At 62.6% G+C, this 13,395-nt stretch carries 12 protein-coding genes and 1 pseudogene; 8 read left to right on the forward strand and 5 right to left on the reverse strand.

Annotation, left to right across the window (positions count from 1 at the left end):
- Positions 1 to 4: 4 nt before the first annotated feature.
- On the reverse strand, positions 5 to 424 hold the full coding sequence (locus IVA95_RS07260) for a CopG family transcriptional regulator (RefSeq protein WP_247509888.1): 420 nt from the start codon (positions 422 to 424) through the stop codon (positions 5 to 7).
- 120 nt (positions 425 to 544) lie between these two features.
- On the opposite strand from IVA95_RS07260, the gene IVA95_RS07265 reads away from it, so the two are divergent.
- A complete protein-coding gene (locus IVA95_RS07265; RefSeq protein WP_247509889.1) occupies positions 545 to 1,552 on the forward strand; it encodes an alpha/beta fold hydrolase in 1,008 nt (335 codons plus the stop codon).
- A gap of 211 nt (positions 1,553 to 1,763) precedes the next feature.
- Positions 1,764 to 2,081: a hypothetical protein gene (locus IVA95_RS07270; protein WP_247509890.1), complete on the forward strand. Its 318-nt coding sequence runs from the start codon at positions 1,764 to 1,766 to the stop codon at positions 2,079 to 2,081.
- A 154-nt stretch (positions 2,082 to 2,235) separates the two neighbouring features.
- Here IVA95_RS07270 and IVA95_RS07275 read toward each other — a convergent pair whose 3' ends face one another.
- The 3 genes from IVA95_RS07275 to IVA95_RS07285 all read right to left on the reverse strand — a co-directional run bounded on the left by IVA95_RS07275 (position 2,236) and on the right by IVA95_RS07285 (position 4,542).
- Positions 2,236 to 2,817 carry an amino acid synthesis family protein gene (locus IVA95_RS07275; protein WP_247509891.1) on the reverse strand — a complete coding sequence of 194 codons (582 nt, stop codon included), beginning with the start codon at positions 2,815 to 2,817 and terminating at the stop codon, positions 2,236 to 2,238.
- Positions 2,814 to 3,680, reverse strand: a complete 867-nt coding sequence (locus IVA95_RS07280) for a fumarylacetoacetate hydrolase family protein (RefSeq protein ID WP_247509892.1) — start codon at positions 3,678 to 3,680, stop codon at positions 2,814 to 2,816. The genes IVA95_RS07275 and IVA95_RS07280 overlap by 4 nt, the downstream gene beginning before the upstream one ends.
- A 160-nt stretch (positions 3,681 to 3,840) precedes the next feature.
- Positions 3,841 to 4,542, reverse strand: a complete 702-nt coding sequence (locus IVA95_RS07285; RefSeq protein WP_247509893.1) for an FCD domain-containing protein — start codon at positions 4,540 to 4,542, stop codon at positions 3,841 to 3,843.
- A 112-nt stretch (positions 4,543 to 4,654) separates the two neighbouring features.
- Between IVA95_RS07285 and IVA95_RS07290 the strand changes: the two genes are divergently transcribed.
- The 5 genes and pseudogenes from IVA95_RS07290 (at position 4,655) to IVA95_RS07310 (ending at position 10,178) form a co-directional block, all read left to right on the forward strand.
- Entirely contained in the window at positions 4,655 to 5,650 is a 996-nt protein-coding gene (locus IVA95_RS07290; RefSeq protein WP_247509894.1) for a zinc-dependent alcohol dehydrogenase family protein, read from the forward strand.
- Between the two features lie 51 nt (positions 5,651 to 5,701).
- The gene (locus tag IVA95_RS07295; RefSeq protein ID WP_247509895.1) at positions 5,702 to 6,610 is read left to right on the forward strand and encodes a VOC family protein; all 909 of its coding nucleotides are present in this window, start codon (positions 5,702 to 5,704) and stop codon (positions 6,608 to 6,610) included.
- Positions 6,611 to 6,847: 237 nt separating this feature from the next.
- Positions 6,848 to 7,683: pseudogene (locus IVA95_RS07300) on the forward strand (tripartite tricarboxylate transporter substrate binding protein).
- A gap of 377 nt (positions 7,684 to 8,060) precedes the next feature.
- Positions 8,061 to 8,996, forward strand: a complete 936-nt coding sequence (locus IVA95_RS07305) for a DMT family transporter (RefSeq protein WP_247509896.1) — start codon at positions 8,061 to 8,063, stop codon at positions 8,994 to 8,996.
- 255 nt (positions 8,997 to 9,251) lie between these two features.
- Positions 9,252 to 10,178: a tripartite tricarboxylate transporter substrate binding protein gene (locus IVA95_RS07310; RefSeq protein ID WP_247510050.1), complete on the forward strand. Its 927-nt coding sequence runs from the start codon at positions 9,252 to 9,254 to the stop codon at positions 10,176 to 10,178.
- Positions 10,179 to 10,366: 188 nt separating this feature from the next.
- On the opposite strand, the gene IVA95_RS07315 is transcribed toward IVA95_RS07310, so the two are convergent.
- Complete coding sequence (locus tag IVA95_RS07315; protein ID WP_247509897.1) at positions 10,367 to 12,052, reverse strand: methyl-accepting chemotaxis protein; 1,686 nt, start codon at positions 12,050 to 12,052, stop codon at positions 10,367 to 10,369.
- 253 nt (positions 12,053 to 12,305) lie between these two features.
- On the opposite strand from IVA95_RS07315, the gene IVA95_RS07320 reads away from it, so the two are divergent.
- Complete coding sequence (locus IVA95_RS07320) at positions 12,306 to 13,349, forward strand: C-terminal binding protein (RefSeq protein ID WP_247509898.1); 1,044 nt, start codon at positions 12,306 to 12,308, stop codon at positions 13,347 to 13,349.
- Positions 13,350 to 13,395 lie beyond the last annotated feature (46 nt).

Raw genomic sequence — 13,395 nt, forward strand, 5'->3', positions numbered from 1 at the left:
GCGTTCACCGTGTTCTATCGGCGAGGGCGGCCTTGACCGCCGGACTGGCCTGCAAAGCGCCCAGAACGCAGACCGAGGCAATTGCGGCGCGAGCAAGCTCGGGCGTGACATCTTGAGCGATACTGGCAAGGCCCAAAACGTTGATGTGCAGCATTTCCCCGGCTCGCCGCGCCGCTTCGAGATCCTCTCGGCTGAAGTGCCTCAGACCCAGATCCAAACTTTTTCGGGTCGTTGACTGTTTGACGACGTCCGCGTGACGTTCCAGCTGGTTGCGGATTGCCGTTCGAATGAAATCGGTACGGTTCGAGTAGAAACCTTCCTGAACCATCAAGTCGACCTGACCAAGATCGACATAGCCGAGATTGATCGTGATTTTTTCGCTTTCCGGGGGCTTTGGCCGGAGTTCGCGGACGTTGCTCGTCATGGCCTAGCTCCATCCTTGTGCCATCTGATTGGATGGTATATGGATGTTAAGGCGGCATGTCAACGGGACGGAACGCTGGGTGGGTCTCCAATTTGAAGTGCATCCCGGGGGCGCGAGACGATGTTTCCGATTTTTTCGGTTAGCGACGCCTTTAGAAGGGCAGTTGGCGAAATGCTGGAAAGTGCGGGCTACGGGCCGCATGAAACGGCATGGGACCGCGTTGCGCATCCCGATTTCCGACTACGCCGCTACGCACAGTCGGCGGCGAACCCTTCGTCAGCCTTGATTGTACCCGCCCCGATCAAGCGGGCCTACATATTCGACCTGTTGCCGGACGTGAGCGTGGTGCGGCGTCTCATCCAGGCGGGATTCGCCGTCTACCTGTACGAATGGCCGGAGGAACAGGATGGCAAGTCGGACCTTGAATCCAGCATACGCTCACTCAGCCTTGCAGCTGAAATGATCGCGACCGAGCATCGCGGCCCATCCATCTTCGTTGGGCACTCTCTTGGTGGGACCCTTGCCGCGATCACCGCGGCTATCGAGCCGCACCTGGTCAGCAAACTCGTGCTTGTCGAAGCTCCCCTAAAATTCGGCGAACAGAGCGGAGCGCTAGGGCCGATTGTGCTGTCTTCGCCAACAGCGCCGCTCGGTGCTGTTCCGGGAAGTCTGCTCGATCTGGCGAGCGTTGTCGCGGCACCGGAAGAATTCGTTATCGGGCGTTATAGCGATAGCTGCACAAGCTTGCTGGATCCGGAAGCGCTGGCAATCCATGTTGCCGTCATTCGTTGGAGTCTGGACGAGTTCGCGCCCAGCGGCCAACTGATCCGAGATGTAATCCAGCTGCTCTACCGTGAAGACCGATTCGCGCGCAACGAGCTTCATTTGCTTGGGCGGGATGCCCGATCCGACTCGCTGGCCAAAATACCCGTCGCGGCAATTGTCGATCATGCAAGCCGAGTGGTCCCATCCTTGTCCGTCTTAGGAGCGTTGAAGAACCCTTCGATATTTTCGTATGAGCGAGAAATCGGAGTGGCGCTTCAGCACGTGGGACCACTTGTGGGCAGGCAGGCGCATCGAAAAATCTGGCCTAAGGTAATTGATTGGATGCGCGGGCGCCAACGGTGACGCCGACCTAAGGGCAAATTGTCGATTGCCGCTTTGCTTCAACAGCGGACGTCGCTCAGGATCAACGTCAGGTCGGCTTGGTGCCAAACCCGGAAATCGCGCCTAATCGCTCAAGCTTGATAATTCTGTTCAGATACCCCTTAAGCTGTTTGGGCTAGTAATGGGCAAATAAGGGGCCAACTGAGGCGGCCTTGCACTAGAAGGTACACTCATGTTGGTTGCTGACCTTGTGTTCTGGCCAGCCGTCGCCTTTCTTGCCGGCTGCAATCTTTATTTTGGACCTCGCATCAGGAGCGCTCGCATGGCTATGCAGTGGAGGCTCGACGGCGAGCCAACTTGGTACGTACCAAATGCAGTGGGGCTTTGGGGCATGGTGGCGTTCGCCCTTTCAGTTCGATTGCTGATTTGGGTCGCCTCAACTTACGCGCCGGAAAAGGTTCACGGCGCTGAAATAGGTTTGCTTCTGTTCTCAGTCATCGTGGCTGTGGTCCATGTGCTGACGCTTAGAAGAGCTGCGCGAGCAAACTAGGCATCGCTCAATTCTAGCCCGCGATGCGCATGGCGGGATGGGGCAGCCTCAGACGTTATTCAATTCGGATATCCGGTCCGGGTTATTCGTCCATTTTGGCGATCCGCCGGTTTTGTCGGTCGAAGGCATCGATTTGGGCGAGAAAACGCTACGCTCATCGTTGCCCGTCGTGCACTGAGATCGCGTCGACCGAGAGCCCGCCGATGCGCGCGTGGGTCCGTCCGCCGGTTGCCATGACGAGCCCGAACACGATCTCGTCACCCCGCGGCGCGTCCCAGATCGTCATCTCGGCGGTGCCGAAATGGCTGCGGACGTAGGCCGCCTCGATGTGGCCGAGCGGGACCATCAGCCGCGTGCCGATCGCGCCGACTGTCTTGGCCGCAGGCACGATCGCCTTGGCCTGCGAAATCACTTCGCGGATCGCAGCACCGCCCGCCTCGTGCCAGACTGCGCCGTGCTCGAGTTCGCCATCGCCGCCGACGATCGCACCCTTGCCATAGGCTTCGATAATACCTTTGCCGCCTAGCCGCTCGCACAGCGTGCGCGCCAGTTGCCGGCCGAGATCGCGCAAGCCGGCCTGAAACGGCATCAGGTCCGCTTCATAGCGGCCGGCATAGGGATTGTTGATGACGGCGAGCGCAGTGCCGATCAGAAGCGGCTGCGGCCGACGCGGGCCGCGTTCGTGCCAGACTTCCTCGATCGAGACCTGTGTCTTCCTGATATCGTAGGCTGTCACTGCGCGGCCTCATCGACGACGGGGTTACGCAGCACGCCGATCTTCTCCACCTCGACCTCGACGACGTCGCCCGGCACCAGGAACATCGGCGGCTTGCGCGTAAAACCGACGCCGGCCGGCGTGCCAGTGGCGATGACGTCGCCCGGCATCAAATCGAAGATTTCGGAGGCGTAATTGATCAGCCGCGGAATCGAGAAGATCAGGAGCGAGGTGTCCGACTTCTGCACGGTCTTGCCGTTGATGCGGGTCTCGAGCTTCAGCTTGGTCGGATCGGGCAACTCGTCCGTCGTCACCATCCACGGCCCGAACGGCCCGGTGCCGACGAAATTCTTGCCGGCCGCGATCTGCTGCGCATGCATCTGGTAATCGCGCACGCTGACGTCGTTGTAGATCGAATAGCCGGCGACATGGGCCATGGCATCGGCTTCGGAAATGTAACGGCCGGACTTGCCGATGATGACGGCGAGTTCGCCTTCCCAATCGAGATGCGTCGACACTTTCGGCCGGATCACCGGCGCGTCGTGCCCTACCTGGGAGCGCCAGACGCGCAGGAAGATCGGCGGAAATGCCGTGATCTCGCGCTTCATGCCATGGGCCACCGCCTCCTGGTGGTGGTCGAGATAATTGCGCACAGCGCAGACGATCTTCTCGGGACGCGGGATCACCGGAAGATATTTGACGTCGGCGAGCTTCAGGTCCGGCTTGTGGCCAGCCACGAGGCTATCGCGCCTCTCGAAATCGGTGCTTGCGATGAAGTCCTGCAGCGTGGCGTGGGGAAGCTTGCTGCCGAGGTCGACCACGCCGTCGCCGACGATCGCTCCCCAAGTCTCCTTGCCGTTGTTCAGAAATGAAAGCAGCCGCATGGAACGTATATCCTTCTCGGTTGGACGGGCTGGTGGACTGGAATTTCGTCAGGAGAGACTATTTTCGAAAATTGTGGCGAACGCAACCGAAATCCACCGCCTGAACGGCGCCCGCCGAGCACTTGTGGAGGAGAGATGGCCGCCAGCCGGCCGCAGGCAATCAGACGGTGCTGATCACGCCGGAGGCGTATTTGGCGACGTTGTCCGACGTGGTCTGGATATGGCTGGCGATCAAGGCGCACGCCTGATCGGCGTTGCGCCCGATCGCAGCCTGCATCAGCGCGCGATGCTCGCCGACTTTGTCGCGCGGGTGCGGCCTGAACGTGGCCGATAGATTGCGGTAGCGCTCGGCGCGGTCGAACAGCGAGTTGCGCACGGCAAGCAGCGTCGGCGATCCCGATGCCGAGACCAGCGCCTCGTGGAACTGGCGGTGCGCCGCCTTCCATTCGGTATTGCTTGCATAATCTTCCGGGGCCCGCTCCTCGATCTTGGCGAGCCGGTGAAGTGACGAAATAACCCTTATTTCCCAGTCGTCATCGCCCTTTTCAATCGAGCGTCGCATCAGATCGACCTCGATCAGAATGCGGGCGTGCGTCAGGTCGTGCAGATCCTCGAGCGTCACCGGCGCGACCTTGTAGCCACGCTGCTCTTCGGCGACGACGAGCCCCTCCGCCACCAGCAACGTCAAGGCTTCGCGCAGCGTCGTGAAGCTGGCGCCAAACGACAGGCGCAGCGCATCGAATTTCAGCGATTCATTCGGCTTGAGCTGGCAGGTGACGATCTCGTTTCGCAGCCGGTGGGCGATGTCGGAAGCGAGCGTCTTGCCGAATTCCTTGCGCGCCTTAAGGGCTATCGTTGTCATTGATTCTCTCGCGACCCCATGGCCCGCGATCCTAGCCAAAAAGAAACCCGTTGCAATAATTTTCGCAATGGGCAATATTTTCGAAAATAGGTGAAATTAGGGAGGGCGGCCGATGAAGGCTGTACTGGTGCATCGCCCTGGGGGCCCGGAGGCGCTCGACTATGTCGAGGTGCCGATGCCGACGCTGGGCGAGCGGGACGTTCTGATCCGCGCCCAGGCCTTCGGCATCGGCCAGCCCGACAAGCTGATCCGCAGCGGCGTCTACAAGTGGATGCCGCCGCTGCCGGCCAATCCCGGGAACGATGTCGCCGGGATCCTCGAAGCCGTGGGTGCGCAGGTGAGCGGGCTCACCGTCGGCCAGCGGGTGCTCCTAAGCGCGCGCGACCTCGCCCAGCGCGGCGGCTGCTACGCCGAATACGTCGCCGCCCCGGCTGACGCCGTGCATGTGCTGCCGGACAATGTTGCGTTCGAGGACGCGGTTTGCTTGCCGAACTACCAGGTCGCCTGGGCGCTGCTGCACAATTGCGGCTCCGCTACGCCACCCCACTCGGTCCTCGTCATCGGCGCGGCCGGCGGTGTCGGGACGTCGCTGGTGCAGCTCGCGAAAATCGCCGGGATGAAGGTGATCGGCACCGTCTCTACGCCGCAGAAGGCCGCCTTTGCGCGAAAGATGGGCGCAGATGAGATCATCTATTATCGTAACGAGGACGTCGTCGCCCGGACACGCGCGCTGACCGGCGGACGCGGCGTCAGCCTGGTGCTCGATCACGTCTGCGGCCCGGAATTCTATTCCTATCTCGGCGCGCTCGATAAATGGGGCACCATCGTTTCCTACAACGCGTTTGCCGGACTGCCGACGGAAAATCTGATGGGCGAGATGCGGAAGTACCTCGATATCTGCCCCGCGATCCGCTGCTTTTCCTTTCACATCTACGATGACAACCGCGAAGGCCGACGCGAGATCATGCGCAACGTGATCGGCTATCTCGCCGAGGGCGCCATCCGTCCGTCGATCTTCAAGCGCTTCAAGCTCTCGGAAGTTCGCGCCGCGCATGAACTGCTCGATTCCGGTGCGGCGTTCGGCAAAATCGTGATGACCCCGGATTGAGAGCCGCGCGATGCCTTCAATCCAAGCCATGCGAGTTCAAGAGGTCACGAGATGATCAACGTCAAACGGCTGCGGCACGTCACTTTCATCAGTCCAAACATCGAGGCGCAGCTCGACTATTACCAATCCATCATCGGACTCGGCGTCATCCAGCGCAGCGACGGCCGAATCCTGCTCGGCACCGAGTCCGACGAGTTGACGCTGGTTCTCGAACGCGGCGCGGTCTCTCAACTGACTTCCATTGCCTATGAAGTGGCGCCCAGCCTCGATCCGGCCGACCTGCAGAAATCGCTGGCAAGTCTCGGCATCAAATCGGAGATCAGGAGCGACACGGCGCCGGGAATAGCGAGGGCGCTTGTCTTCGACGATCCGGACGGGCACCGGATCGAATTGTTTTCCAGGTGGGAGTTCTGCAAGGCAGTCGAGCCGATCCGCGGCCTTGCCGTCACCAAGCTCGGCCACGTCGCGCTCTACACGCCCGATCCCGAGCGGGCCGCCAAGTTCTTCGGCGACGTTCTCGGCTTCCGCGTCTCCGACCGCATCGAGGAAAATTTCGTCTTCCTGCGCTGTGGCCCCGAACACCACGCGATGAATTTTGCTCGCGGCACTGACGGCCGTCTGCATCATCTCGCCTTCGAGCTGCGCGACGCCTCACACATGCATCAGGCCTGTGACCTGCTCGGCCGCAACAAGTTTCAGATTCTCTGGGGACCGGTGCGGCATGGACCCGGCCACAACGTCGCGGTCTATCATTACAACCCCGACGGCTACCTGATCGAGCTCTATTACAGCATGGATCTGATGCTCGACGAAGAGCTCGGCTATTTCGAGCCGCGTCCCTGGCACCACGATCGTCCGCAGCGGCCGAAGACCTGGATCGGGTTGCCGCGCGACGTCTGGGGCGTCGGCCCGGCCAAGGAAGCAACCGAATTCTCTCCGGCGATGCGCGGCGTGAAGTAATCGCGCCGCGTCACCACCAGCCGGAGCCGACGTTCAAAAAACAAAACACCAGGGATGAAACAAATGGCTCGATCGTTGAACGTCCTGCGCGGACGGTTGCTTGCCCTGCGCTGCTGCATCGCTGCCGCAGCGCTCAGTCTGGCCTGCTTGGCCCCTTCCATCGCTGCCGCGCAGACCTATCCCAACCGGCCGATCAGGCTGCTGCACGGCTTTGCGGCCGGCGGCGCCGCCGACACCATGGCGCGCATCGTCTCTGAAGGGCTCGCGAAGCGGCTGGGACAGCCGGTGGTGGTGGAAGCCAAGCCGGGCGCCGGCGGCAATCTCGCTGCGGATTCGTCGCCAAATCGGCGCCGGACGGCTACACGATCGGCCTCGTCACGGGGGCACATGCGATCTCGGGCGCCCTGTACAAGCAGCTCGCCTATAGCCCGATCGACAGTTTCGAGATGCTGTCGACGATGGTCTATTACGCGCTGGTCATCGCAGTTCGCGCCGACCATCAGGCGAAGACGCTGGCGGACCTGATTGCGATGGCGAAAGCCAAGCCCGATGCCCTGAGCTACGGCTCGGTCGGTTTCGGCAGCACGCATCATCTCGCGGGCGAGCTGTTGAACGTCACCGCCGGCACCAAGATGGTGCACGTCCCCTATCGCGGTGACTCACTAACTGTCACCTCCCTGCTTGCCGGAGACGTTCCCGTGATCGTCGGGACAACCGTGCTGCTCGCCGGCCAGATCGAGAGCGGCGCCATTCGCGGCCTCGCCGTCACCTCGCCCACGCGCACCAAGCTGCTGCCGAACGTGCCGTCCGTGCAGGAAGCCGGCGTCAAGGATTTCGACGTCAGGACCTGGGCGGGGCTAGTGGCTCCGAAGGGCACGCCGCCCGATATCGTGAAGCGCCTGAACACCGAGATCCAGTCGATGCTGGCCGACCCCGCAACGAAGGCGGCGCTGGAGACGGCGACGGGCGGCGAAGTCCGCGGCAGCACGCCGGAGGAGATGCGCACGCTGATCACATCGGAAATCGCAAAATGGTCGAAGGTCATCAACGACGCCGGCATTCCGCGCATCTGAGGGGATACGCTAGGCCTGGCAGATAGCTCTGAGGCACTGCGCTCTCAGCGACCAGACTGTCGTCACCCGCGAAGGCGGGTGACCCAGTATTCCAGAGACCTCAGATGGAGCCGAGCGGCCGCGGCGTACTGGATGCCCCGCCTTCGCGGGGCATGACGGAGGAGTTGGTCGCGCGCGCTCACGATCCCGTCTTAAACTTGATGTAGGAGGCTTCCGTCGTTACCACCGGCGCCTGCTGATCGAGCGCCTGCAGGCCCTTCACGTTCAGCAAATCGACAGCCATCGACGGTATCTCGCGACAATTTAAGGACATTGTAGCATTGCATGCACGGGACTTGTCGCGTGGCGGAAAATCCGGCCCTATCGAGCCCGCGACCATGACCGACCCTGCACCAGCGCCGCCCGCCTTCCATCCGGCCCGGTGGCTGAACAACCAGCCTTATCTGCTGTTGAGCCTGACCTCGCTGTTCTGGGCCGGCAACATCGTGCTGGCGCGCCATGTCGCCGGCCATGTGCCGCCATTGACGCTGTCCTGCGTCCGCTGGATCGGCACCTTTCTGATCCTGCTGCCGTTTGCCTGGCCGCACCTGAAGCGGGACTGGCCGGTGCTGCGCGCGCATCTGCCGATGATGCTGTTCCTGTCGCTGGTCGGATTCGCCTACAACAACGCGATCTCCTACTGGGCTCTGCAATATACCGAGGCGCTGAACGCGCTTCTGATCCAGTCGGCGGGACCACTGTTCGTCGCGCTGTGGTCGCTGGCGCTGTTCGGCGTCCGTCTGACCGGCGCGCAGCTTGCCGGCATCACGATCTCGCTCGCCGGCGTCCTGACCATCATCCTGCGCGGCGATTTTGGCGCGCTCGCCAACATCAGCTTCAACCGCGGCGACCTGATGTTTGCGAGCTCCCTGGTGTCGTTCGGACTGTATTCGGCGCTGATCCCGCGCCGCCCGGTGACGCATGCGCTGTCCCTGATTTCATTCACCACCTGCTGCGGCGCGCTGATGCTGGTGCCGTTCTCGATCTGGGAGTTTTCGACCGGCGCCACGCTGAAATTCGACATGATTTCGATGGCGACGCTTGGTTATGCCGTGATCTTTCCCTCGACGCTGGCGTACCTGTTCTTCAACCGAGGCCTGGCGCTGATCGGCCCCAATCGTGCCGCGCCGTTCTTCCACCTGGTGCCGGTGTTCGGCTCGGCGATGGCGATCCTCTTGCTCGGCGAGCAGTTGCGGTTATTCCACCTGGTGGGCTATGCGCTGGTGCTGGCCGGCGTCGTGATCGCTTCAAGGCGCGCTTCGGCCAAGACGTAAACTCTCGTGTCCCGGACGCGGTGCAGCGCTCAGCGCTGCTCCGCAGAGCCGGGACCCAGCGTAATGGGCCCCGGTTCAGCGGCGCACCACTTCGTGCTGCGCCGCGCCCGGGGCACGCGTAGCGTCATACCCGCTTCCACTTTGTCCCTCGGCAGGCTAGCTTGCCGGCCAATTCAACAAAAGAACGAACGAGGAAACGACTTTATGTTTGCGTTATTGAAACGGTACCGGCACGTCGCTGCAACGGTCCCCCTGATGCTGGCGATGATCGCCACGGCTGCCGCGCAGGCGCCGTACCCGAACCGCAACATCACGCTGGTGCTGCCGTTCGCCGCCGGCAGCGGCACCGATACCACCACGCGCATCATCTCGAAGGAGCTCGGCACCGCGCTCGGGGTCGGGATCGTGATCGAAAACAAGCCGGGCGCCAATGGCTCGCTCGCTGCAAGTCAGGTGGCCCGCTCCGCGCCGGACGGCTACACGCTGATGGTGTCGACCAACACACCGCATTCGGCGAATCCCTATTTGATGAAGAACATGACCTACGACCCGGTCAAGGACTTCACACCGATCGCGCGCAGCGGCGACCTCCCGTTCATGCTGGTGATCCACCCCGATATTCCGGCGAACTCGGTGGCCGAACTGATTGCGCTGGCGAAGAAAGAGCCGGGCAAGTATTCCTATGCCAGCGGCAGCTCGGCTGCGATCGTCTCCGGCGCAACGTTTGCCCGCCTCGCCGGCATTGATTTGCTTCACGTTCCCTACAAGAGCTCACCGCCCGCCTTGACCGACCTGATCGCCGGCCGCGTCTCCATGATGTTCATTGACGTGCCGACCGGCCTGCCTCACGTCAACGCCAAGGCGCTGAAGGCGCTCGCGGTCACCACCAAGCAGCGCTCGGCATTGTTGCCCGATTTCCCGACCATGAACGATACGGTGAAGGGTTTCGACATCACCTCGTGGCAAGGCTATTTCGGCCCCGCCGGCATGCCGAAGGATATCGTCACCAGGCTGAACGCGGAAATCCGCAAGGTCGTCGAGCGCCCCGACATCAAGAGCCAGCTCGCCGAGCGCGGCATGGAAGCATTCTCCGGCACGCCGGAAGAGTTCGACGCCTTCGTGAAGGAGCAGCTCAAGGTGTGGGAGAAGCTGATTGAGGGCGCGGGGATCGAGAAGCAGTAGACTGCTGCCGCATTAGGCAGGGCGGGCAAAGCGATAGCGTGCCCACCATTGTGCCACTCATAGGGCCGTCATCGTCCGCCTTGTGCGCAATTGCGCACTGGGGCGGACGATCCAGTACGCCGCGTTGTTCGCGATTGATCGCTGACGCCGCGGCCTACTGGATGCCCCGCCTTGGCGGGGCATGACAGTTACGCCGCCCGCACCTTCCCCAAGAATTCGTCCACCGCGCTGCGCAGCATGCCGGACTGGGTGTCGAGTTCACGGGCGCTCGCCAGCACTGCGGATGCTGCCTTGCCGGTTGCGGCCGCAGCGGTGGAGACGCCGCCGATATGGGCCGAGATCTCGGTCGATCCAGCCGCCACCGACTGAATGTTGCGGGCGATTTCGCGGGTAGCGCCGCCCTGCTGCTCGACGGCGGTCGAGATCGATACGGTGATCTCGCTCATCTGCGCGATGGTTTCGGTGATGCCGCCGATCGAGGCCACGGCTTCGCTGGTCGAAGCCTGCATCGCCGCGACCTGCGAGGAGATTTCCTCGGTCGCCTTCGCCGTCTGGTTGGCGAGCGCCTTCACCTCCGAGGCCACCACCGCAAAGCCGCGGCCGGAATCGCCGGCGCGCGCCGCTTCAATGGTGGCGTTGAGCGCAAGCAGATTGGTTTGGGCCGCGATCGAGTGGATCAACTTGACCACTTCGCCGATCTTCTCGGCGCCAGTGGAGAGCGCGCCCACGGTAGCGTTGGTACGCTCGGCGTCGCTGACCGCCTTGGCCGCGATCTCGCTGGAGCGCGTCACCTGACGGGAAATCTCGTTAACCGAACTGGAGAGCTCTTCGGCGGCGGATGCCACCGTGCCGACATTGTCGGACGAACGCTGCGATGCCGCGCCAACAGTTGCCGCGCGCGCGCTGGCGTCGCTGGCGGTCGTGGTCATGGATTGCGCCGTGCTCTGCATGCCGGCGGCCGCCGTCGAAACCGAGCGGACGATGCCGGTCACGCTGCGTTCGAAGTCGCTGGCGATACTTTCCATCGCCGCCCGCCGTTCGGCCTCGGCGCGCGCCTGCACCTCGGCTTCCTTCTGCTCAAGCCCGCGGATGCGCACCGCATTGTCCTTGAAGATCTGCACGGTCGCGGCCATCGCGCCGATCTCGTTGCCGCGGCCAATACCTGGAATTTCACCGTCGAGCCGGCCCTCGGCGAGGTCCTGCATGCGGGCGCCGAGCTGACCGAGTGGCTTCGAGATACTGCGGCCGATCATCCAGGCAATGCTGCCCGCAACCAGCGCGATGCCGAGAACGGCAAGCCCAAGCACCATCGCGATCGGCTTCATCTTGGTGTCGAGGTCATCGAGATAGGCGCCGGTGCCGACGAACATGTTCCAGCCGGGGATCGGAACCGCGTAGGAGAATTTGCGGATCAGCTCGTCTTGTCCGGGTTTGCGGAATTCATAGCGCAGCATGATTTCGCCGTTCGCCGCGATGCCGTCGCGCAGCTCGCGCACCAGCTTCCGGCCACCGGTGTCGATGTCCATGCGGTTCTGGCCGATCTGGCTGGGAACCGGCGCCAGCACCGCGACGCCATCCATCGTGTAGGCGAACACATAGCCGTTGCCGTTGTCGAAGGTCAGCGTGTTGCCGCGCTTGCTGAACTCGGCAATCGCCGCTTCCTTGGTCATCTGGCCCGCGGCAACCTGCTTCTGCAGGCCGAGCGCCATGTTGCGCGCCATGTCGACGATCGCCTTGGTCTGCGCGATCCGCGCATTGAGCATCTCACGCTGCATCAAATAGCCTGCGAGTACGCCGGCCGCGCAGAGGCCGAGCAGGGTCACGCCCACCAAAATGCCGAGCTTGGGGGTGATCTTGAGATTGGTGAGCTTCACAGGGGTCTCCGGAAATAGGCGCGTGGCACGCGATTGGCCGATTGATTCGGCGCACAATATCGTGAGACCCTTTAGCGCTTTGTTACGAAGGCCCGCGGAAATCCGGCAGAATGCGGTGCTGCCGATTTAAACAGCAACCGATGATTGTAGCAGGAGCAAGTCAGGTCGCGTAAAAGGTGAAAGTACGTCAACGATGAAGCGGCGGCGCCCGCCGCCTCAAACCAACACCGAAGAATAAAATCGGGAGCAGGAAATGCCGAAATTCAGGGTGGTGACGCCGAAGGGCGCGAGCTTCACGGTCGCCGGCGGCGGCTATGACTATGAGAAGGAAGCGCTCGATCCGATCGGGGCCGAAATCATCGAGGCGCCGGCCAACGAGGCGGAATTCATCGCCGCGGCAAAAACCGCGGACGCGATCTACGCCAAGGGCATGCCGATCACCAAACCCGTCATCGACGCGCTCGAGAACTGCAAGGTGATCACGCTCGGCAGCGTCGGCGTCGACAGCGTCGACGTCAAGGCCGCCACCGCCCGCGGCATTCCCGTCACCAACGTCCCCGACACTTTCATCGAGGAGGTCGCCGACCATGCCATGATGCTGCTGCTGGCGGGCTTTCGGCGACTGGTCGAACAGGACAAGATGGTGCGCACCGGCCGCTGGTCGGAAGGGCGGCCCGCGCTTTTGAAAATTCCGCGGCTGATGGGCCAGACGCTCGGCTTCATCTCGTTCGGCCGGGTGGCGCGCGCCGTCGCCAAGCGCGCGGCACCCTTTGGTTTGCGCATGATGGCCTACGATCCCTTCATCCAGGAAACGCTGATGTACGATCACGGCGTGATGCCGGCGACGCTGTCGGAGGTACTGCAGCAATCGGACTTCGTCTCGATGCATGCGCCGGCGCGGCCGGAGGTGCATCACATGCTCACCGAGAAGCATTTCCGCCAGATGAAAAATTCCGCCATCTTCATCAATACCGGCCGCGGCGCCACCGTGGACGAGCAAGCCCTCATCAAGGCGCTGCAGGAGGGCTGGATCGCGCATGCCGCGCTCGACGTGCTGGAAAAGGAGCCGCCGTCGCACAACAACCCGATGCTTTCGATGGAAAACGTCACCCTGACCGCCCATGTCGCGTCGGCCTCGGCACGTTTCGACGAGGCGCGCAAGCGCCGCGTGGGCTACGAATTGTCACTGGTCTTGCAGGGCATGTGGCCGGTAAGCTGCGTCAATCCGTCGGTGCTGCAAAACACCTCGCTCCGGCGCTGGCAGCCTGTCAGCATGGATCGAGGGCCCAACAGCTAGCCGAAAAGCGTTCCGACTACGTTCACCGGCGATTCAACGCCGGGAA

It is taken from the genome of Bradyrhizobium sp. 157 (assembly GCF_023073815.1).
Taxonomy (GTDB): Bacteria; Pseudomonadota; Alphaproteobacteria; order Rhizobiales; family Xanthobacteraceae; genus Bradyrhizobium.

Bases quoted from the DNA above. Each gene is read 5' to 3' on its own strand.
- IVA95_RS07260 (WP_247509888.1), bottom strand. From the start codon at position 424: ATGACGAGCAACGTCCGCGAACTCCGGCCAAAGCCCCCGGAAAGCGAA.
- IVA95_RS07295 (WP_247509895.1), top strand. From the start codon at position 5,702: ATGATCAACGTCAAACGGCTGCGGCACGTCACTTTCATCAGTCCAAAC.
- IVA95_RS07280 (WP_247509892.1), bottom strand. From the start codon at position 3,680: ATGCGGCTGCTTTCATTTCTGAACAACGGCAAGGAGACTTGGGGAGCG.
- IVA95_RS07305 (WP_247509896.1), top strand. From the start codon at position 8,061: ATGACCGACCCTGCACCAGCGCCGCCCGCCTTCCATCCGGCCCGGTGG.
- IVA95_RS07320 (WP_247509898.1), top strand. From the start codon at position 12,306: ATGCCGAAATTCAGGGTGGTGACGCCGAAGGGCGCGAGCTTCACGGTC.
- IVA95_RS07310 (WP_247510050.1), top strand. From the start codon at position 9,252: ATGCTGGCGATGATCGCCACGGCTGCCGCGCAGGCGCCGTACCCGAAC.
- IVA95_RS07290 (WP_247509894.1), top strand. From the start codon at position 4,655: ATGAAGGCTGTACTGGTGCATCGCCCTGGGGGCCCGGAGGCGCTCGAC.
- IVA95_RS07270 (WP_247509890.1), top strand. From the start codon at position 1,764: ATGTTGGTTGCTGACCTTGTGTTCTGGCCAGCCGTCGCCTTTCTTGCC.
- IVA95_RS07265 (WP_247509889.1), top strand. From the start codon at position 545: ATGTTTCCGATTTTTTCGGTTAGCGACGCCTTTAGAAGGGCAGTTGGC.
- IVA95_RS07285 (WP_247509893.1), bottom strand. From the start codon at position 4,542: ATGACAACGATAGCCCTTAAGGCGCGCAAGGAATTCGGCAAGACGCTC.